An 18,997-nucleotide genomic window follows, 5' to 3' on the forward strand; every position below is an offset into this window, starting at 1 on the left:
TCCAGAGGGTTTTGTTTTTCTAGAAACTAGCCCCTGGAACCTGCCAGGCCGGAGGCCTGGCCTAGCGATTGCGGAAGGTGATGCGGCCCTTGCTGAGATCGTAGGGGGTCAGCTGGACGGTGACCTTGTCGCCGGTCAGGATGCGAATATAGTGCTTGCGCATTTTGCCGGAGATATGCGCGGTCACAATATGACCATTTTCGAGTTCAACCCGAAATGTGGTGTTAGGCAGGGTTTCAACCACCGTGCCTTCCATTTCAATATGTTCTTCTTTAGCCATTCAGCAAATATTCTCACTCTCCCGAAACAGCGCGAATGATGCCTGATTCGGGGCCAATTTTCAAAGTAAATACGTATATAGCGACGGATCCGGCCGTTTCAAGGCCGAGGAGAGGGGACAGTGGTGAGGGGCGACTCAGACCGCTACGGCGCATCGCCAGTCTACCGTGCTCCAGTAGACGTGGGGGTGAACCAGTTGGTCATCCAGAACGATCTCCATTCCCAGTAGCCGGGTAATCCGATCCAGATCGGGAATGGCCGCGAGATCCGCTTTTAAGCGGTCAAAGTGCTGGTGGTTCATCGATAACACATTGGGCCGAAAGCCCTGCTCAAGCTCGAACTGGTTAGCGAGGCGATAGATGAAGCTCAGCATAAGGCACCTCCTGTGTTGGGAACCCCAAATGTGCCTGTCTATTAAGACAACCCGATGACACGGGAGTTCGGATGGCCTTGTTTATTATATCGTCCCGCCACGCCAAGTGCTTTAATTCGATGAAAAACCAATTGTGAACGAATGTCACAATTCTGATTCGGCGCTGTGAGAGCGGTTATACTGAACGTTCAGGGAGTTTTTATTTGCAAAGACGCCGTTGCCCAATACGGCGTTAACCTGCCTTTTCCAGCTGAACCCATTGTCGGCCGTCGTACCCCTCCAGGGGCTGAAAACGGCGTTTGTAATTCATTTTTTCCGATTCCCGAATCCAGTAACCGAGATAGAGATAGGACAGTTGACGTTCGTGAGCCAGTTCGATCTGCTGCAGGATGGCCTGCGTTCCCAGCCCGCGTTGCGCGGCGTCGGGATCGAAAAAGGTATACACCGCTGACAGGCCGTCCGCGAGTCGATCGGTCACCGCGACGGCCAGCAATTGTTGTTGATGACGAAGTTCCAGCAGTTCGGTATTGGCCCAGTAGGAGTCGAGCACCCGCATATAGGTGTCGGGATCATCCTCGTCCATACCGCCACCGGGGTGGCGATGCTGCATATAACGGCGGTACAACGCGTAGTGCTCATCGATAAATTCAACAGGGCGTATCACCCTGTGCAAGTCCTCGTTGGCCCTGCGGGTACGCCGTTGGCTGCGCGTCGGTTGAAATTGTTCGACCGGGATCCGTACCGGAACACAGGCCCGGCAATTTCGGCAATGCGGGCGATAGATGTAATTGCCGCTGCGGCGAAAGCCGATGGTGGCCAGTGCCGAATAGTGCTGCGGCGTCAACAGCAGGGAGGGGTCGACGAAGATCGAGGTGGCCGTGCGATTCTCAAGATAACTGCAGGGATGTTCCGGGCTGGCAAAAAACTGCAGCTTGTCCAGTAATGGGTGGATTGTCTGGCGATCATTCATCAGAATTTACACGCTTTATCGGTTCCGGAACTCGATACGACCTGTCTCTTGTAACAGCCTGATCCATTGTAAATCGGTTGTCCAGTGTTCGGCCACGACAAGCTCACAATAGTTGTTTAAATAACGGGTGAATTCCTGGCGAGGAATCGTTATGGCGCCCAGGCTGTTCAGGTGTGCGGTCTCTACCTGACAGTCGATCAATTGAAAACCCCACTGACGCAGATGTGCCGCCAGGGTGACAAAGGCCACCTTGGATGCATCGGTCATGCGGGCAAACATCGATTCGCCAAAGAAGACCTTGCCCAGGGCGACACCGTACAGTCCGCCGACCAGTTTGTTCTGATACCAGGCTTCGACCGAATGGGCGTGACCGGCTTGATGCAGGCGTTGATAAGCCTGCTGCATTTCATCGGTGATCCAGGTCCCGAAGCCATCCTCACGCGGTTCGGCACAATGTCGTATTACCTCGGCGAAGGCGTTATCAAAGGTGATCTGATAATCCCCTTTTTTCAGTCGCTTGCGCAAACTGCGGGAGATTTTCAGTTGTTCGGGAAACAGTACCGAGCGTGGATCGGGCGACCACCAGAGGATCGGTTGCGCGTCACTGTACCAGGGAAAGATCCCGTGACGGTAGGCAGCCAGCAGGCGCGTAATGGAAAGATCCCCACCGATCGCCAGCAGGCCGTCCGGATCGCGCAACGCCAGTTCCACATCGGGAAACCAGGCAGGCTGGTGAGGCGGTAACCAGTAGGGAGCGCTCATGGTTGCAATTAACCGGCTTGTTTAAAGGGCGAATGATCCTGCAACTCGTCGATATAATCTTCCACGGCTTCGCGCTCATGATCAAGATAGCGAATCAGCCCTTCGCGGAACCCCTCGTGTGCAATCCAGTGTGCCGACCAGGTCGGGGTTGGCAAAAAACCGCGACTGATCTTGTGTTCGCCCTGGGCGCCGGGCTCGAACCATTGCAGCCCGTGGTCGATGCAGTAGTCGAGGCCCTGGTAATAACAGGCTTCGAAATGCAGGCTGTGGAATTCCCGGTTGCAGCCCCAGTGTCGGCCATACAGGGTATCGTCGCCGCGGATATTAAACGCCGCCGCCACATACTCGCCCTGATGTTTGGCCATCACCACAACCATGTTGTTTGGCATGGTTTCACCGATTTCCATAAAGAATTCGCGGGAGAGGGTGGGGATGCCGCTTTTACGTTCGAACGTGGATCGATAAAAGCGGTGATAGATGTCCCAGTGCTGTTCCTCCATCTCGTCGCCGTGACGGATTTCGATCTCGACTCCCTGTTCCTGGACCATCCGTCGCTCACGGCGGATTTTCTTGCGCTTTTGCTGGGTAAAGTGCGACAGATAATCGTCAAAATCCCGATAGCCATCATTCTGCCAGTGAAACTGACAACCCAGGCGCATCAAATAGCGCGGGTCGGCCTGAAACAACCGTGTATCCCGTTCATCGGTAAACAGCCAGTGCAGGGACGACATGCCGCTCTGTTGTGCATGTGCGGTTGCCGCGTCGACTAACTGCAATGCGTAAGTTGCAAAGTCCCTATCCGCACGCACCAGCAGGCGCGGGCCGGTCGCCGGGGTGTAGGGGATCGCGACCACCAGCTTGGGGTAATAACGCAGCCCGGCCCGATGCCAGGCATCGGCCCAGGCCCAGTCAAACACAAACTCGCCGTAGGAATTATCCTTGATGTACATCGGCGCGGCGGCCACCGGGATACCGTCTTCCTCGATCAGGACATATTGCGGATACCAGCCGTACAACTCACCAACGGCATTATGCTTTTCCAGCGCACGCAGAAATTCATACCGCACAAATGGAAAACGCCCGTCAGAGAGGGCGTTCCAGTGATCGGCGGAAACCTCGGCAAGACTTTCCAGTATCCGGGTTGTCATAGCATTCATTTTTCCAGGTGATTAAATTAACGCAGAGGACGCGGAGGCGCAAAGACGCAGAGAAACATTTTGTTTAAATCTGTTCAAAACAGATCCTGCAAAATACGCAGCTCAACGATGTCAACAGACAACGATGATTTGTTTAAATTAATAATACTCTGCGACTCTGCGACTCCGCGTCCTCCGCGTTTATTCCCAGAGTACCTGCTATGAAATCGCTATGCGTTTTCCTCTTTGTCGAGGTGGCGTTCGGCGTCGAGCGCGGCCATGCAGCCGGTGCCGGCGGAGGTGACGGCCTGGCGGTAGATATGATCGCTGACATCGCCGGCGGCGAACACACCCGGGACGCTGGTGGCGGTGGCATCGCCTTGGGTGCCGCTTTTCACGCTGATGTAACCGCCTTCCATATCGAGCTGACCTTCGAAAATGTCGGTGTTGGGTTTGTGGCCGATGGCAATGAATACACCCATGACGTCAATTTCTTTCGTGTTGCCATCCTCGGCGCTTTTCAGTCGCAGGCCGGTGACGCCGGAGTTGTCGCCCAGCACTTCGTCCAGTTCGTGGTTCCATTCGATACTGACGTTGCCGTTTTTGGCCTTTTCCATCAGCTTGTCGGAGAGGATCTTTTCCGAACGGAATTTGTCACGGCGATGAATCACGGTCACATGCTCGGCAATGTTGGATAAAAACAGCGCCTCTTCCACGGCGGTGTTGCCGCCACCGACCACAGCTACTTTCTGACCGCGATAGAAAAAACCGTCGCAGGTCGCGCAGGCGGAGACCCCCTTGCCGCGGAAGGTCTCTTCCGAGGGGATACCCAGATACATCGCCGAGGCGCCGGTGGCGATGATCAGTGCGTCGCAGGTATAAACAGCGCTGTCGCCGGTGAGCGTATAGGGCTTCTGTTTCAGGTCAACTTTATTGATATGATCAAACACGATCTCCGTGTCGAAACGTTCGGCATGCTGCTTCATGCGGTCCATTAACCCGGGGCCCTGCAAACCTTCGACGTCGCCAGGCCAGTTATCCACTTCGGTCGTGGTCATCAATTGGCCACCCTGTTCCAGGCCGGTGATCAGCACGGGATTGAGATTGGCGCGCGCGGCATAAACGGCGGCGGTATAACCGGCGGGACCGGATCCCAGAATAAGCAGGCGACAGTGTTTGGTTTCACTCATGTGTTAGACTCCGGAGGCAAAATTGGATTTGTTGTTCGATTTCCTGAAACAGACAATCGAAACCGGTACAGGTTCAGCCTGTCGAAAGGTGCAATAGCACAGAATCATTGTTCCAGAAGGCCCATCATGGACGCTGCCCCGCGAAGAGCGCGATGATGTGATGTGCGGTTTTTCGGAACCCCGCTTAGTCTACGGAATGCCAGCAGGAGGGTAAAGGCGCAACATGAAGATCGGTATACCCCGTGAAATCAAAGCCCGGGAAGGGCGGGTCGCACTCATACCGGACGCTGTGGCCGAACTTGTTCGCCACCGGCATACCGTCTTTATTGAACACAATGCGGGCCTCAGCAGCGGTTATACCGACGAAGAATACCGGCAGGCCGGCGCCCAAATCATCGACACCGCCAGTGAGCTGTATGCCGCCGCGCAAATGATCGTCAAGGTCAAGGAGCCCCAGCCGGCGGAACTGGCGCTGTTGCGCCCCGATCATCTGCTGTTTTCCTACCTCCACCTGGCGGCCGAACCGGAATTGACCCGAAGCCTGCAGGAGATCGGCCTGACTGCGGTCGCCTTTGAGACGGTCAGCGAGGGACCGACGCTGCCGCTGCTGGCGCCGATGAGCGATATCGCCGGGCGCATTGCCAGTCAGACCGGCAGCAACTTGCTGTATCAGCATCACGGCGGCCGGGGTGTGCTGCTGGGCGGCGTGCCGACCACCGAGCGCGGTCATGTGGTGATTCTGGGCGCCGGTGTGGCCGGCACCAGTGCGGCGCGCATGGCGGCCGGCATGGGCGCGCAAGTCACCGTGTTCGACCGCAATCGGGACAAGCTGCAGCAGGCCCGGCTCATCGGCCCCAATGTCAGCGGGCGCCACGCCTTTGCCAGTGCCATCGAGGCGGCCGTGCAGAGCGCGGATCTGCTCATCGGGGCGGTGCTGATTCCCGGGGCGAGGGCGCCGCATCTGGTGTCGGCCGAGACCGTCCGGCGCATGCCCAAAGGCAGCGTGATCATCGACATTTCGGTGGACCAGGGCGGCTGCATCGAGACGACCCGGCCCACCAGCTATGATGCCCCGACTTTCCTCTGGGAAGAGGTCGTCCACTACGGGGTGACCAACATGCCGGGCGCCGTTCCCAGAACGGCCGCGCAAGCGTTGTCTGCGCCGCTGCTTCCCTATATCCTGCGACTGGCCGAGCCCGGCTGGGAAGCCCAGCCGGCGCTGGCCGCCGGGCTCAATGTCCAGGCCGGGAAGGTGGTTCTGGCTGCCTTGCAATAGCATTCCGGTATTGCGTTTATCCTTTTAATTTAGTAACTTATAATACCTTTTTCATAAAGAAGATAAACTTTGCCCCAGGCCAAGAAAACAGCCTCCGAGAGTCCGCCGCTGGCCGGTCATCTGCAGCGCGCGCTGAAAGAGGGCGCGCTGTACGTCTTCGGCTTTACCGCGCTCTACTTTCTGCTGGCGCTGGCGAGTTACCACCCCGCCGATCCGGGCTGGTCTCACAGCGGTGGCGTGCATCCGCGTATTGCCAACCTCGGCGGACCGGCTGGCGCCTGGCTGGCCGATGTCTTTTTAAGCCTGTTCGGCTATCTCGCCTATCTGTTCCCGTTCATGGTCGCCTATGCCGGCTGGCGCCTGTACCGGGATCGGCGCAATCTCCAGCCGTTCGATATCCGGGGCCTGGGTATGCGGGTGGGGGGCTTCCTGCTGACTCTGCTGTCCGGTTGCGGCCTGGCGGCGTTGCATGATGTCGGCGGCCTGACCTCCCTGCCGGCCAACAGTGGCGGCATCCTGGGCGAATATGTCGCGGTCAATATGGCCGCCGCCTTCAGCTTTCTGGGCGCCACGCTGCTGTTGCTGGCGCTGTTTCTGAGCGGAGTGACGCTGTTTACCCATCTCTCCTGGCTGTGGTTGATGGACAGCATCGGCGCCCTGACCCTGCGGGCGTTGCACAGTGTGCGCGGCGCGGTCACCCGCCTGCTGGCGCGGATCCAGCAATACCGCGCGCGCAAACAGCATGCGCAGCAGTATGTCTCCAAGGTCGAAAAACAGAAAGTCAAAGAGGCCAAACGCACGCCCCCGGTGATCCAGCGGGAGGAGAAACCCGCCGTGCCCAGCAAGCGTGTGGAGCGCGAGCGCCAGGTGCCGTTGTTTACCGGCGATCAGGAAGGGGCGTTGCCGCCGCTGTCGCTGCTGGATGACGTCAAACCCGGCGATCGTAACGCGATTTCCGAAGAGGCCCTGCAGGCGATGGGCCGCCAGGTGGAGCTCAAGTTGCAGGATTTCGGCATCGAGGGCGAAGTGGTGGCAGTCCATCCCGGCCCGGTGATCACCCGTTTTGAGCTGCAGCCGGCGGCCGGGGTCAAGGTCAACCAGATCACCAATCTGGCCAAGGACCTGGCCCGCTCCCTGTCAGCGGTCAGCGTGCGGGTAGTGGAGGTGATTCCGGGCAAGACCACGGTCGGGCTGGAGATCCCCAACCAGCAGCGCGAAGTGGTGCGCCTGAGTGACACCCTCAAGGCCCCCGAATTCGCCGACGCCAAATCACCGCTGACCCTGGCACTGGGCAAGGATATCAGCGGCAATCCCACGGTCGCGGATCTGGCCCGCATGCCGCATCTGCTGGTGGCCGGGACCACCGGCGCCGGCAAGTCGGTGGCCCTGAACGCCATGATCCTGAGCCTGCTGTACAACGCCAGCCCCAGGGATGTGCGGCTGATTCTGATCGATCCGAAAATGCTGGAGCTATCGGTCTACGACGGCATTCCCCATCTGCTGGCCCCGGTGGTCACCGATATGAAAGATGCCGCCAACGCGCTGCGCTGGTGTGTGGCGGAAATGGATCAACGTTATCGCTTGATGTCCGCGCTCAAGGTACGCAACATCGCCGGCTTCAATCGCAAGGTGCGTGAAGCACAGGAGGCCAAACAGCCGCTCCTCGATCCGCTGCATCCGGCCGATTCGGAACTGCCGGCTCAGGAACTGCAACCCATGCCGTATATCGTGGTGGTGGTGGACGAGCTGGCCGACATGATGATGGTGGTCGGCAAGAAAGTCGAAGAGCTGATCGCCCGCCTGGCACAAAAAGCCCGCGCTTCGGGCATTCACCTGATCCTGGCGACCCAGCGGCCTTCGGTCGATGTGTTGACCGGCTTGATCAAATCCAACATTCCGACGCGGATTGCCTTTCAGGTCTCCTCGCGCATCGATTCACGCACCATTCTCGATCAGATGGGTGCCGAACAATTGCTGGGTCATGGCGACATGTTGTACCTGCCGCCGGGCGCCGGCTTGCCCGTGCGCATTCACGGTGCCTTCGTCGACGATCACGAAGTACACAACGTGGTCGACAATCTGAAGAAAAGCGGCCAGCCCCAGTATCTTGAGGAAGTCCTCAGCGGTCCGGCCGACACCGGCGGCGGTGCCAACGGCAACGGCGGTGATGATGCCGAAGCCGACCCGCTCTATGATGAGGCGGTCCAGATCGTCACCGAAACCCGCCGGGCTTCCATCTCCGGTGTACAACGCCGCCTGCGTATCGGCTACAACCGGGCCGCGCGCCTGGTGGAAGCCATGGAACTGGCCGGTGTGGTCGGGCCGCTGGAATCCAACGGCAACCGCGAGGTGCTGGCACCACCACCGCCCAAGGAGTGAGCGCGAAAGGGCGTGAGAGGGCGAGAGCGTCAGAGCGCCAAAGATTCATTGAACAGAGTTCGCGAGCTCACCACCTGACGCCCTCGCGATCTCACCTTACACCACAAGAGAGTCAAATATGCTGAACCGGATTATCATCATGCTGACTGCAAGCCTGCTGTTGTTGCCAGCAGCACAGGCGGCGCCGTCCATCGAGGACTATTTCAGTAACCTCGACAGTTTCGAGGCCCGCTTTGTGCAACGCCTGTTCAATGCCGAGCAGGAACTGGAGGAGGAGAGCAGCGGGGTGATTAAAATCCAGCGCCCGGATCGCTTCTATCTGCAATATCGTGAGCCCTATGAACAGCTCTATATTGCCGACGGAAAAAAGCTCTGGTCGTATGATACCGATCTGGAACAGATTATCGTTAAACAGCAAAAAAACCTGTTGCGCGATACGCCGGCAATGATTTTAAGCAACCCGCAGAACCTGCAACGCCAGTACCGTGTGGCGCAATATAAGAGTGATGACAACCTGACCTGGTTCCGTCTGACACCGAAAAGCAGCGAGAACCAGTTTGAGGAAGTCCAGCTGGGTTTTGATAGCGAACAGATCCGGATCATGGAACTGAAAGACGGCTTCGGCCGTATCACCCGGCTGGAATTCGACGATATCCGCCGCAATCCATCCTTTACAGCCGAGACATTCCGTTTCACGCCGCCGCCCGGCGTGGATGTCATCGAACAGTAGTTTTATTGCGCTATTGCAGGGTAATAATGGCTTAACCACTTATCAAGATGGCAACGAACCTGATTCATCATGCCTGACACCCCCGACATGTTTGGTACTGAAGCAAAGCCGACGGACGCGGAGGCCGAACTGGCCTGGCGGCCGCTGGCGGATCGCATGCGCCCGCAGTCACTGGACGAGATCGCCGGGCAGGGCCATTTACTGGCACAAAACAAACCGCTGCGTCAGGCGATCGAATCGGGCAAGCTGCATTCGATGATCTTCTGGGGACCGCCCGGTACCGGCAAAACCACGCTGGCGCGAATGATCGCCCGTTATTGCGATGCCGAGTTTCTCAGCATCTCGGCCGTACTCTCCGGCGTCAAGGAGATTCGTGCCGCTATTACCCGGGCCCAGGAGGTACAGCAACAACAGAACCGGCCCAGTGTTCTGTTTGTCGATGAGGTGCACCGGTTTAACAAATCCCAGCAGGATGCGTTTTTACCCTATGTGGAAAACGGCACGGTGACGTTCATCGGTGCGACTACCGAAAATCCCTCTTTCGAACTGAACAATGCCCTGTTATCCCGGGCCCGGGTCTATGTGCTCAAGGCACTGGACAGTGAAGATATTCTGCAGGTGATTCAACGGGCACTGGGTGATCCGCAACGCGGGCTGGCGCAGTTACAGCTGGAGATTGCGCCCGAACTGCTCCAGCGACTGGCCGAGGCCGCCGATGGCGATGCCCGGCGCGCGCTCAATTTACTGGAGATAGCGACCGAGCTGGCCGAGGAAGTCGATGGCAGCGCCCGGATTACGGAGCAGACCCTGGCTGAAGTGCTGGGCAGCGGCCTGCGCCGTTTCGACAAGCAGGGCGAGGCGTTTTACGATCAAATCTCCGCGTTGCATAAATCGGTGCGCGGTTCTTCCCCGGATGCCGCGCTGTACTGGTTCGTACGCATGATCGACGGGGGTTGCGATCCGCTGTATATCGCCCGGCGGGTGGTGCGCATGGCGAGCGAGGATATCGGCAACGCGGATCCGCGGGCGCTGACGATCGCGCTGCACGCCTGGGATGTTCAGGAGCGGCTCGGCAGTCCGGAAGGGGAGCTGACCATCGCCCAGGCGGTAATCTATATGGCCTGTGCGCCCAAGAGCAATGCCGTCTATAGTGCCTTCAACCAGGCCCGGGCGGATGTCCAGCAGGCCGGTTCGGATGAAGTCCCCATTCATCTGCGTAACGCCCCGACCCGGCTGATGAAAGAGCTGGGATACGGCCGTGAATACCGTTACGCCCATGATGAACCCGAAGCCTATGCCGCCGGCGAGACCTATTTTCCCGAGAGCTTTGGCGAGCGACGCTATTATTATCCGGTGGATCGCGGACTGGAGATCAAGATCGCCGAAAAACTGGCTCATTTGCGCGAGCTGGATAAAAAAAATCGTGGTTCGGATTGAGCGCTTTTTGCCGGGCCGTCGGATTTTGATTATCATGCTCTTTTTGATTCCGGAGACGCATCGGTGTTGCAGATTCTGGCCATTGCCGTGGGCGGTGCCGTCGGTTCGGTGCTGCGGTTTACGCTCTCCGGCAGCGTCCATCAGCTGTTGGGACGGGAGTTTCCCTACGGCACCCTGAGCGTCAATGTGCTGGGGTCCCTGTTGATGGGCTTCCTTTATATTGTCTTGCTGGAGCGGGCCAGTCTGGGGCCGGAATGGCGTGCCTTGTTGCTGATCGGCTTGCTCGGCGCGTTTACCACGTTTTCGACTTTTTCCCTGGAAACACTGAACCTGATCGAAAGTGGCGCACTGGTTAAGGCGGGGATGAATATTCTGTTAAGTGTTACGCTCTGTCTGTTGGCCGCCTGGGTGGGTATGTTGGGAGGACGTCAATTATGAATCACCGGCAAGTGACCATGGTCCGGATCTATCTGACCGAAGGCGAGGCCCAGCTTGATACCCTGATGCGGCGCCTGCACGACTGGGAAAAGGCCAGCGGCGTGACCGTGTTTCGCGGGATCTCCGGATTTGGCGAATCGGGCGAAATACACCATTCGGGGCTGCTTGACTTGTCGCTTAACCTGCCCGTTGTGGTGGAGTTCTTCGATACCCCCGACAAGGTCGATGCGATCGTGGCGCACCTGAATGAATTTATCAAACCCGGCCATATCGTCACCTGGGATGCCCGGGTGAATATCCAATAAACAGAAGGTTTTTATGCTGGACCCCAAACGGTTACGTAACGACTTGCAGGGGTGTGCCGCGCAACTGGCACGCCGCGGTTATCAACTGGAGACCGACACCATCGAGTCGCTGGAAGAGCAGCGCAAGCAGCTCCAGGTAAAGACTCAGGAGCTGCAGGCCGAACGCAATACCCAATCCAAAGCCATCGGCCAGGCCAAGGCCAAAGGCGAGGACGCCGCCCCGATTCTGGAAGCCGTGGCCGATCTGGGTGACAGGCTCAAGGCGGCCGAGACGCAACTGCAGGAGGTCCAGCAGCAACTGGACGCGATCCTGCTCGGCATCCCGAACATTCCGCAGGCCGATGTCCCCGATGGCCGGGATGAGAACGACAACGTGGAAATCCGCCGCTGGGGCCAGCCGCGCGAACTCGATTTTGAAGCTCGGGACCACGTGGATCTGGGCGAGCAGATTGGCGGCCTCGATTTTGATACCGCCGCCAGGCTGACCGGTTCCCGCTTTGCCGTCATGAGCGGCGGCATCGCCCGGCTGCACCGGGCGTTGATCCAGTTCATGCTCGATCTGCATACCACCGAACACGGCTATACCGAAACCTACGTGCCGTATATCGTCAACGCGGAGAGTTTGCGCGGGACCGGCCAGTTACCCAAATTCGAGGAAGATCTGTTCAAGCTCCAGCACGAGCAGGATTTTTACCTGATTCCCACCGCCGAGGTACCGGTGACCAACATCGTGCGCGATGTGATTGTCGAGGACGAAGATATGCCGCGCAAATACGTGGCGCATACCCCCTGTTTTCGCAGCGAGGCCGGCTCCTACGGCAAGGACACCCGGGGCATGATTCGCCAGCACCAGTTCGAGAAGGTGGAGCTGGTGCAGGTCGTGCGCCCGGCCGATTCGCTGGCGGCCCATGAAGAGCTCACCGGCCATGCCGAGGCGGTGTTGCAAAAGCTGGAACTGCCATACCGGGTCGTTGATCTGTGTACCGGGGATATCGGCTTTTCCGCGACGCGGACTTACGATCTGGAGGTCTGGCTGCCGGGGCAGGGTAAATACCGGGAGATCTCCTCCTGCAGCAACTTCGAGGATTTCCAGGCCCGCCGGCTCAAGGCCCGCTGGCGCAACCCCGGGACGAACAAGCCCGAGCTGGTGCACACGCTCAACGGCTCCGGCCTGGCAGTCGGGCGCACCCTGGTGGCGATTCTGGAAAATTACCAGGACGAGGGCGGGCGGGTTGCCATCCCCGCGGCACTGCAGCCCTACATGGGCGGGCTGCAGCGTCTGGGATAGGCGATGATTTAACCTTTCACCAGCAGGATCAGCAGCACCACGAAGCCCACGACCAGGGCGATGGGGAACAGGAAGCCTTTCCAGTCCTCGGCGGAGCCCTTGGGGGCGTTGTTGAGCGCATGGCGCATGCGCGGAAAGATGAAAATCAGCATGGCGCCGAGCAGCACCGCCGTGGCGATTTTTTCCCAACCCATTTGAAGCCTCCTTTAGATCCGCCTGGAACGGTCATTTTTCCACCGCTCGAAGCTTGTCTCAGGCCAAAAAAAGCCCCGATATTTCGGGGCTTTTGACGTTCGCCGTGCGCGGCGCTTATTCGTTGCCGAACGCACCCAACAGATGCAGCAGCGCCTGGAACATGTTCAGCAGGGACAGGAAAATCCCGGCCGTGGCCATGATGTAGTTGGTCTCCCCGCCATGGATGATGGAGGAGGTCTGGAACAGGATGAAACCGCTCATGATCAGGACGATAGCGGCGTTCACGGCCAGAAACAGCGCCGGAATTTCCAGGAAGATATTTGCCAGTGCCGCGGCCAGTACCACGAAAAAGCCCACGAACAGGAAGCCCGCCAGGAAGCTGAAATCCTTGCGCGTGGTCAGGGCGTAAGCGGACAGCCCCAGGAAGATCACGGCGGTACCGCCCAGCGCGGTCATGACAATCGTCGGATTGGCGGCCAGATAATAGCCCACGATTGGTCCCAGACCGAAGCCCAGCAGCCCCGTGATGGCAAAAATCACCGGAATCCCGGTGGCCGAGTTGGCGGTGCGGGGCAGGACGAACCAGAGCATCACGATCCCGGCAATCGTCGCGATCAGCCCCATACCATAAGACACCTGCGAGACCACACTGATAGCAGCCATCAGGGCACTGAAGATCAAGGTCATGGACAGCAGTGCGTAGGTGTTACGCAATACCTTGTTGGTCTCTATCGCCGACCCAATCGGCCGGGTAGCAGTGCGTTCTTGGTACATGTTTATCCCATCCTTATTCAAATTTAACCTGACTAATGGACTACAGCATACCTGATTAGTTCCCGATATCAAGCCATATCGATTTGATTTCAAGCCCGCACCCCTCTGGAAACTTCGCCCGCCATACGGTATTCTTCGCCACCTCAAATAAAGGGACGAGGGCCGGAGGGCCGAGTAAAAACCTCGTACCTCGTTACTCGTCCCTCGTCACTGTTTCTGGAGAGGTGGCTGAGTGGTCGACCAATTCGCCCGGATGACGTACAGGGATGTACTAATGTCGCGGGAGGCAGGATGCCGGGAGCGACTCGAATTGGAACATCGCGCATCGCGCGATGGCCCGAAGGGCGGAGGGCAGGGATGCCCGGAGTAGAGTGGCGGGAACCGCCGCTTGAGACCACCGCACGATAAAGGGACTGGTAATAAACGTTTTTATAGATCAAATATTGAGTTTTGGAGAGGTGGCTGAGTGGTCGAAAGCGGCGGTCTTGAAAACCGTTGACCGGCGACGGTCCGGGGGTTCGAATCCCTCCCTCTCCGCCAAATAAAAAAACGGGCCCTTGTGGCCCGTTTTTTTATTTGGGGACGGGGGAGGTTTTGATGAGAACCCTTCGGTTCGACAAATTCGCCGGGAGCGAATTTGAACAGCGGCGCATCGCGCCGCTGGCCCCGTAGGGGCGAGGCGCAGGGAGGCGCCGAGTAATCCCTCCCTCTCCGCCAAATAAAAAAACGGGCCCTTGTGGCCCGTTTTTTTATTTGAGGTGGGGGAGGCCATGATGAGAACCCCGCGGTTCGACAAATTTGCAGGACAGCAAATTTGGTCGCCGGAGCGGTAGCGACGGCGCCCGACGTGGTCGAGTTGCTGACGACCGACGAGATGGCGGATATTCTTGGTGTTACAGCCGAAAGTGTCAGTCGTGTGATCGCCGAACTTAAACGCGAATCGGTTCTTGATCCGATTAAAAATAATAACGAATCCCTGTTTACCTGTGATCTCGAAGCCCTGGAGAAACTGGCTCAGAAGTAAGTTATGCCTTCGGTAAAAACTGAAAAGGTAGTGCCTGCTATTCATGTATCGATGAGCAAGGGAGCCGATTAGCACGCCGAATGTGCCGACAATTACGTCCGGATTCTAACATTCATGGGTAATGTGACAGGTCAGGTCAGACACAAGAATCGGTTATCCGCTACGACGGGGGAGGATAAATAGCAGGTTATTCGATCGGGCCACCCTGTTTGGTCGGTGCTTCGGCTGATGTTAAATCGACACCCAGCATCTCCATCGCATCGAGTATTTCATCCAGCAGGCTGTTCTCACCGCCAGTCATCCCTTCTTCCTGCGCCACATCGAGTTCGCGGGCATCCTGTTCCCAGCGCTTGAGAATCTGCGCACGCTGTTCGTCATTCAACTGCTGATCAACCAGGACCTCGCGCGGGCTGTGATAGACCAGCGTCGGGTCTTTGAGTGCTTTGTCAAAATCGGTTTGTTGATTCATGGCTGTAACTCCTGATGGTTGTCATGCTTGTATCAGCTTGTTAGTACTATAGCGCTCTCTTTGTTTGTTGGCATTGATTTTGCCCAATCACCCTTCAGGTTAGTGAGTGACCTGATTAGCTATGGCAGAGGCCGGGCAATTTGTCTATGTTATAAAAAATCCTGACTTCGAGTGGAGGGTGGCGGTATCTCTCTACTGGAAGAATCACATTCAAAGGCTTCTTCAGCTGCAGACGCAGTCGATAGTCAGTGACACTGTTGATAAGACAGTAGCGTATATGGGTTTATTAACCATTTAATAAATATGTCTATTAAAGCGGCTCAGCGTGAGTCCGATGACGCCCGCAAAAGAACTACAAATCTTACAATGTTTGAGTTACATTTCTTTGCATAATAATAATACCGCTGTTTTCAGGGTGGGAGACGAGTTTCATGACTAAAATCCTCTTGGTGGATGACCACGATCTGGTGCGTACCGGTGTCCGCCGGTTGCTGGAGGATGTGGCGGACTTTGAAATTCTGGGTGAAGCCACGACCGGGGAAGAAGCGATCAAAATGGTTGCGGAACTCAATCCGGATGTGGTCCTGATGGATATCAATATGCCCGGTATCGGCGGTCTTGAAGCGACACGCAAGATGCTTGGCGATAATCCCGAGCTGCGCATTATCGTTGTCACCATGCATCAGGATGACTTGTTTGCCCAGCGTCTGCTCAAGGCCGGGGCGGTCGGTTATCTGACCAAGGGTGCCAGGGTGGACGAAATCAGTCATGCGATTCGTGAGACCCTGGCGGGACGTCGCTATATCACCCCCGAGATCGCTCAGCAGCTGGCGTTGTCCCAGTTTCCCGAGCATGAGAATGTCTCGCCCTTTGACAGCCTGTCAGAGCGGGAGCTGCAGGTGTTGATGATGTTAATGGAGGGGCAGAAGATCAGCGCGATTTCCGACCAGCTCTGCCTCAGTCCCAAAACCATCAGCACCTATCGCCAGCGTCTTTATACCAAGCTGGGCGTTCACAGCGATATTGAACTGGCGCGTCTGGCGATGCTGCACGGCGTGATTGAAAACAGCCAGATCCAGTAACCTGTCCTGCCGGAATCCGTTATAATCATTTTTTCACCGCTATTTTGTCCGTATTATTAAAAGCATGTCCAGTAACCAGGCCCCGGCCGAATTCGATCCCGACTGTTGTCAGTGCCCGCGTCTGAAGGGGTTTCTGCAACAGGTCCGTCGCGACTATCCCGACTATCATGCACGTCCGGTTGCCCCGTTCGGCAGCAAGCGGCCGCGCCTGCTGATCGTCGGACTGGCCCCCGGATTGCACGGCGCCAACGCCACCGGGCGCCCGTTTACCGGTGATTTTGCCGGTATCCTGCTGTACCAGACCCTGTATCAGTTTGGTTATAGTAACCGGCCCGATTCGATCGCACTGGGGGACGGCTTCAAACTCAAGCAATGCCGGATCACCAACGCGGTCAAATGTCTGCCGCCGGAGAACAAGCCGACCACCGAAGAGATGAATACCTGCAACGGCTATCTGCGTCAGGAGCTGGCTAATCTGCCGCGCAACAGTGTGATTCTGGCGCTGGGCGGCATCGCTCACAAGGCCGTGCTCAAGGCGCAGGATCTGAAACAGTCCCAGTACAAGTTCGGCCATGCGGCTCATTATCAGCTGCCCGACGGGCGCTGGCTGGTCGACTCCTATCACTGCAGCCGCTACAACACCCAGACCGGCCGGCTGACCGAAAAGATGTTCCATGACGTGTTTCGGCTAATCGACAAACTGACAGATTGAATTTTCACCGCACGACTGCATGGATGCAGGAGGTACGAACCCATGGATGGGCGAAGGTAGAACAATGCAGGAGCAATTGTCGAGAGCAACGCAGGGAGCAGTTGCCGAGAGGTCACAGAGGACGCAAAGGAAAATTTTATTTTTGTTCTATCCCCAGCCGTGTAGGGTGCGTTCTACGCACCATTACCCCGAACATAAACGAAAACGGTGCGTGGGACGCACCCTATATTTCTGTGTCCCGGGGGTATAACCCATTAATTTCTTCGTGACCTCTGTGGTGCAATCTGTTCTTATTCCAGGCCTCTGTGGTTAAAATAGTTTCATGAGCGGTAATACTCCCGATTTTGACGCCAAAGCCTTTATCAAGGGCCTGCCCAACAGGCCGGGCGTGTATCGCATGCTCGACGCTAACGGGACGGTGATCTATGTCGGCAAGGCGGTGGATCTGAAAAAACGGGTCGCCAGCTATTTTCGCACTAATCTGGACAGCCCCAAGACCCGGGTGATGGTCGCGCAGATCGCTGCTATCGAAGTCACGGTCACCCATAACGAGAGCGAAGCGCTGATCCTGGAGAACACCCAGATCAAGTCACTGCGCCCGCGCTACAATGTCCTGTTTCGGGATGACAAGAGTTATCCCTATATTTATCTCTCCACCGAGCATCCGTATCCACGGCTGACCTTTCATCGCGGCGCCAAACGGGGCAAGGGACGCTACTTCGGGCCGTATCCCAGCGCGCCGTCGGTACGCGAGACCCTGAGTCTGTTGCAAAAGCTGTTTCCGGTGCGCCAGTGCCGCGACTCCTTTTATAACAACCGCTCACGCCCCTGCCTGCAGTATCAGATCAAACGCTGTACCGCGCCCTGTGTGGGCCTGATCAGCGAGGCCGATTATGCCGAGGATGTGCGGCACGCCATTTTATTTTTGGAGGGCAAGAGCAGTGCGGTGATCGACGCCCTGGCCGGGCGCATGGCCGAGGCGGCCGGGGCGCTGGATTACGAGGCGGCGGCCCGCTATCGGGATCAAATCGCCAGCCTGCGGCATATCCAGGACAAGCAGTACATGGACAGCGACAGCGGCGGCAACCTGGATGTGATCGCCGCCGCCGTCGAGGGTGGGCTGGGCTGTGTGCAGATTTTCACCATTCGCCAGGGGCGTAATCTGGGCAATCGCAGCTACTTCCCCAAACATCTGGAGGGGCTCGCCTCGGAACAGCCACAAAGCGAGCTGATCAGCCACTTCCTGACCCAGCATTATCTCTCTCGCCAGGATGACATCCCGGCCGAGCTCATTGTCAGCCATCCCCCGGTGGAGCAAACCCTGATCGAGACCACGCTGGGCGAGGCGGCCGGTCGGCGGGTCGCTATCAGCCACAAGCTGCGCGGCACCCGGGCTCGCTGGCGGGATATGGCGGCGCAAAATGCCCGCCAGGCGCTGGGTCAGCGTCTCAACAGCCAGGCCACCCAGCTGCAGCGTTTTGAAACCCTGCAGGAAGTGCTGCAACTGGATGAGCTGCCGCAGCGACTGGAGTGTTTTGATATCAGCCATACCATGGGCGAGGCGACAGTCGCCTCCTGCGTGGTGTTCGACATCAACGGGCCGCTCAAATCCGATTATCGGCGTTTCAACATCGAAGGCATTACCCCGGGCGACGATTACGCCGCCATGGAACAGGCTTTGACGCGGCGCTACAAGCGGCTGCGCGAGGGGGAGGGCAAGCTGCCGGACATTCTGTTTATCGACGGCGGCAAGGGGCAGGTCCAGACGGCTCGCAACGTGCTGGAGGAGCTTCAGGTTCCCGGGGTGCGGCTGATCGGGATTGCCAAGGGGCCGGGCCGCAAGCCGGGACTGGAAACCCTTTACTTGTCAGACGGCGGGGAAGAAACTATATTGCCGGCCGATTCCAGGGCCCTGCACCTGATTCAGCAGATCCGCGACGAGGCCCACCGTTTTGCCATTACCGGACACCGGCAACGCCGTCAGAAGTCCCGCAACACGTCGACCCTGGAGCAGATCCCCGGTCTCGGGCCCCGGCGCCGGCAAAATCTGCTGCACCGTTTCGGTGGTCTGCAGGAGATCGCCCGCGCCGGCGTCGAGGATCTGGCCGCGGTCAACGGCATCAGCCGCAAACTGGCGCAACAGATCTATGATACATTTCATCAAGACGGATACTGAGC

Annotated in this window: 20 protein-coding genes and 1 tRNA gene; 12 read left to right on the plus strand and 9 right to left on the minus strand. The window is 57.8% G+C overall.

The window, feature by feature from the left end:
* Window positions 1-61 precede the first annotated feature (61 nt).
* The 6 genes from infA to trxB all read right to left on the minus strand — a co-directional run bounded on the left by infA (window position 62) and on the right by trxB (window position 4,710).
* Window positions 62-280: a translation initiation factor IF-1 gene (gene infA, locus U5J94_RS11110; protein WP_322565704.1), complete on the minus strand. Its 219-nt coding sequence runs from the start codon at window positions 278-280 to the stop codon at window positions 62-64.
* A gap of 135 nt (window positions 281-415) precedes the next feature.
* Window positions 416-652, minus strand: coding sequence for a hypothetical protein (locus U5J94_RS11115; protein ID WP_322565705.1), 237 nt, complete (start codon window positions 650-652; stop codon window positions 416-418).
* 232 nt (window positions 653-884) lie between these two features.
* Window positions 885-1,622, minus strand: coding sequence for an arginyltransferase (locus tag U5J94_RS11120; RefSeq protein ID WP_322565706.1), 738 nt, complete (start codon window positions 1,620-1,622; stop codon window positions 885-887).
* A gap of 15 nt (window positions 1,623-1,637) precedes the next feature.
* Window positions 1,638-2,384, minus strand: coding sequence for a leucyl/phenylalanyl-tRNA--protein transferase (aat, locus tag U5J94_RS11125; protein ID WP_322565707.1), 747 nt, complete (start codon window positions 2,382-2,384; stop codon window positions 1,638-1,640).
* An 8-nt stretch (window positions 2,385-2,392) separates the two neighbouring features.
* The gene (locus U5J94_RS11130) at window positions 2,393-3,541 is read right to left on the minus strand and encodes a GNAT family N-acetyltransferase (protein ID WP_322565708.1); all 1,149 of its coding nucleotides are present in this window, start codon (window positions 3,539-3,541) and stop codon (window positions 2,393-2,395) included.
* Between the two features lie 209 nt (window positions 3,542-3,750).
* Window positions 3,751-4,710, minus strand: coding sequence for a thioredoxin-disulfide reductase (gene trxB / locus U5J94_RS11135; protein ID WP_322565709.1), 960 nt, complete (start codon window positions 4,708-4,710; stop codon window positions 3,751-3,753).
* A 223-nt stretch (window positions 4,711-4,933) separates the two neighbouring features.
* On the opposite strand from trxB, the gene ald reads away from it, so the two are divergent.
* From ald to serS, 7 genes are all read left to right on the plus strand, one after another.
* Entirely contained in the window at window positions 4,934-5,986 is a 1,053-nt protein-coding gene (ald, locus tag U5J94_RS11140) for an alanine dehydrogenase (protein WP_322565710.1), read from the plus strand.
* Between the two features lie 69 nt (window positions 5,987-6,055).
* Window positions 6,056-8,365: a DNA translocase FtsK gene (locus U5J94_RS11145; RefSeq protein ID WP_322565711.1), complete on the plus strand. Its 2,310-nt coding sequence runs from the start codon at window positions 6,056-6,058 to the stop codon at window positions 8,363-8,365.
* Window positions 8,366-8,483: 118 nt separating this feature from the next.
* Complete coding sequence (lolA, locus tag U5J94_RS11150) at window positions 8,484-9,095, plus strand: outer membrane lipoprotein chaperone LolA (RefSeq protein WP_322565712.1); 612 nt, start codon at window positions 8,484-8,486, stop codon at window positions 9,093-9,095.
* Between the two features lie 69 nt (window positions 9,096-9,164).
* Entirely contained in the window at window positions 9,165-10,532 is a 1,368-nt protein-coding gene (locus U5J94_RS11155; RefSeq protein WP_322565713.1) for a replication-associated recombination protein A, read from the plus strand.
* 63 nt (window positions 10,533-10,595) lie between these two features.
* Window positions 10,596-10,970 (plus strand): fluoride efflux transporter CrcB, encoded by a 375-nt coding sequence (crcB, locus tag U5J94_RS11160; RefSeq protein ID WP_322565714.1) that lies wholly within the window; start codon window positions 10,596-10,598, stop codon window positions 10,968-10,970.
* Window positions 10,967-11,275, plus strand: a complete 309-nt coding sequence (locus U5J94_RS11165) for a DUF190 domain-containing protein (RefSeq protein ID WP_322565715.1) — start codon at window positions 10,967-10,969, stop codon at window positions 11,273-11,275. Before crcB ends, U5J94_RS11165 begins: the two co-directional genes overlap by 4 nt.
* Before the next feature lie 13 nt (window positions 11,276-11,288).
* Entirely contained in the window at window positions 11,289-12,563 is a 1,275-nt protein-coding gene (gene serS / locus U5J94_RS11170; protein ID WP_322565716.1) for a serine--tRNA ligase, read from the plus strand.
* Window positions 12,564-12,571: 8 nt separating this feature from the next.
* On the opposite strand, the gene U5J94_RS11175 is transcribed toward serS, so the two are convergent.
* Window positions 12,572-12,757: a hypothetical protein gene (locus U5J94_RS11175; protein WP_310694132.1), complete on the minus strand. Its 186-nt coding sequence runs from the start codon at window positions 12,755-12,757 to the stop codon at window positions 12,572-12,574.
* A 115-nt stretch (window positions 12,758-12,872) separates the two neighbouring features.
* On the minus strand, window positions 12,873-13,532 hold the full coding sequence (locus tag U5J94_RS11180) for a Bax inhibitor-1/YccA family protein (protein ID WP_322565717.1): 660 nt from the start codon (window positions 13,530-13,532) through the stop codon (window positions 12,873-12,875).
* 452 nt (window positions 13,533-13,984) lie between these two features.
* Between U5J94_RS11180 and U5J94_RS11185 the strand changes: the two genes are divergently transcribed.
* Window positions 13,985-14,072 (plus strand) — tRNA-Ser (locus tag U5J94_RS11185).
* Window positions 14,073-14,346: 274 nt separating this feature from the next.
* Window positions 14,347-14,556: a helix-turn-helix domain-containing protein gene (locus tag U5J94_RS11190; protein WP_322565718.1), complete on the plus strand. Its 210-nt coding sequence runs from the start codon at window positions 14,347-14,349 to the stop codon at window positions 14,554-14,556.
* Between the two features lie 187 nt (window positions 14,557-14,743).
* On the opposite strand, the gene U5J94_RS11195 is transcribed toward U5J94_RS11190, so the two are convergent.
* Window positions 14,744-15,025 (minus strand): hypothetical protein, encoded by a 282-nt coding sequence (locus U5J94_RS11195; RefSeq protein ID WP_322565719.1) that lies wholly within the window; start codon window positions 15,023-15,025, stop codon window positions 14,744-14,746.
* A 431-nt stretch (window positions 15,026-15,456) separates the two neighbouring features.
* Here U5J94_RS11195 and uvrY point away from each other — a divergent pair, with 431 nt between their 5' ends.
* The 3 genes from uvrY (at window position 15,457) to uvrC (ending at window position 18,995) form a co-directional block, all read left to right on the plus strand.
* Window positions 15,457-16,107: a UvrY/SirA/GacA family response regulator transcription factor gene (gene uvrY / locus U5J94_RS11200; RefSeq protein ID WP_322565720.1), complete on the plus strand. Its 651-nt coding sequence runs from the start codon at window positions 15,457-15,459 to the stop codon at window positions 16,105-16,107.
* Window positions 16,108-16,171: 64 nt separating this feature from the next.
* Window positions 16,172-16,819, plus strand: coding sequence for a uracil-DNA glycosylase (locus tag U5J94_RS11205; RefSeq protein ID WP_322565721.1), 648 nt, complete (start codon window positions 16,172-16,174; stop codon window positions 16,817-16,819).
* Between the two features lie 322 nt (window positions 16,820-17,141).
* Window positions 17,142-18,995, plus strand: coding sequence for an excinuclease ABC subunit UvrC (gene uvrC / locus U5J94_RS11210; protein WP_322565722.1), 1,854 nt, complete (start codon window positions 17,142-17,144; stop codon window positions 18,993-18,995).
* Window positions 18,996-18,997: the final 2 nt, after the last annotated feature.

Origin of the sequence: Thiohalophilus sp. (assembly GCF_034522235.1) — a bacterium.
In the GTDB taxonomy this organism is placed as follows: Bacteria; Pseudomonadota; Gammaproteobacteria; order UBA6429; family Thiohalophilaceae; genus Thiohalophilus.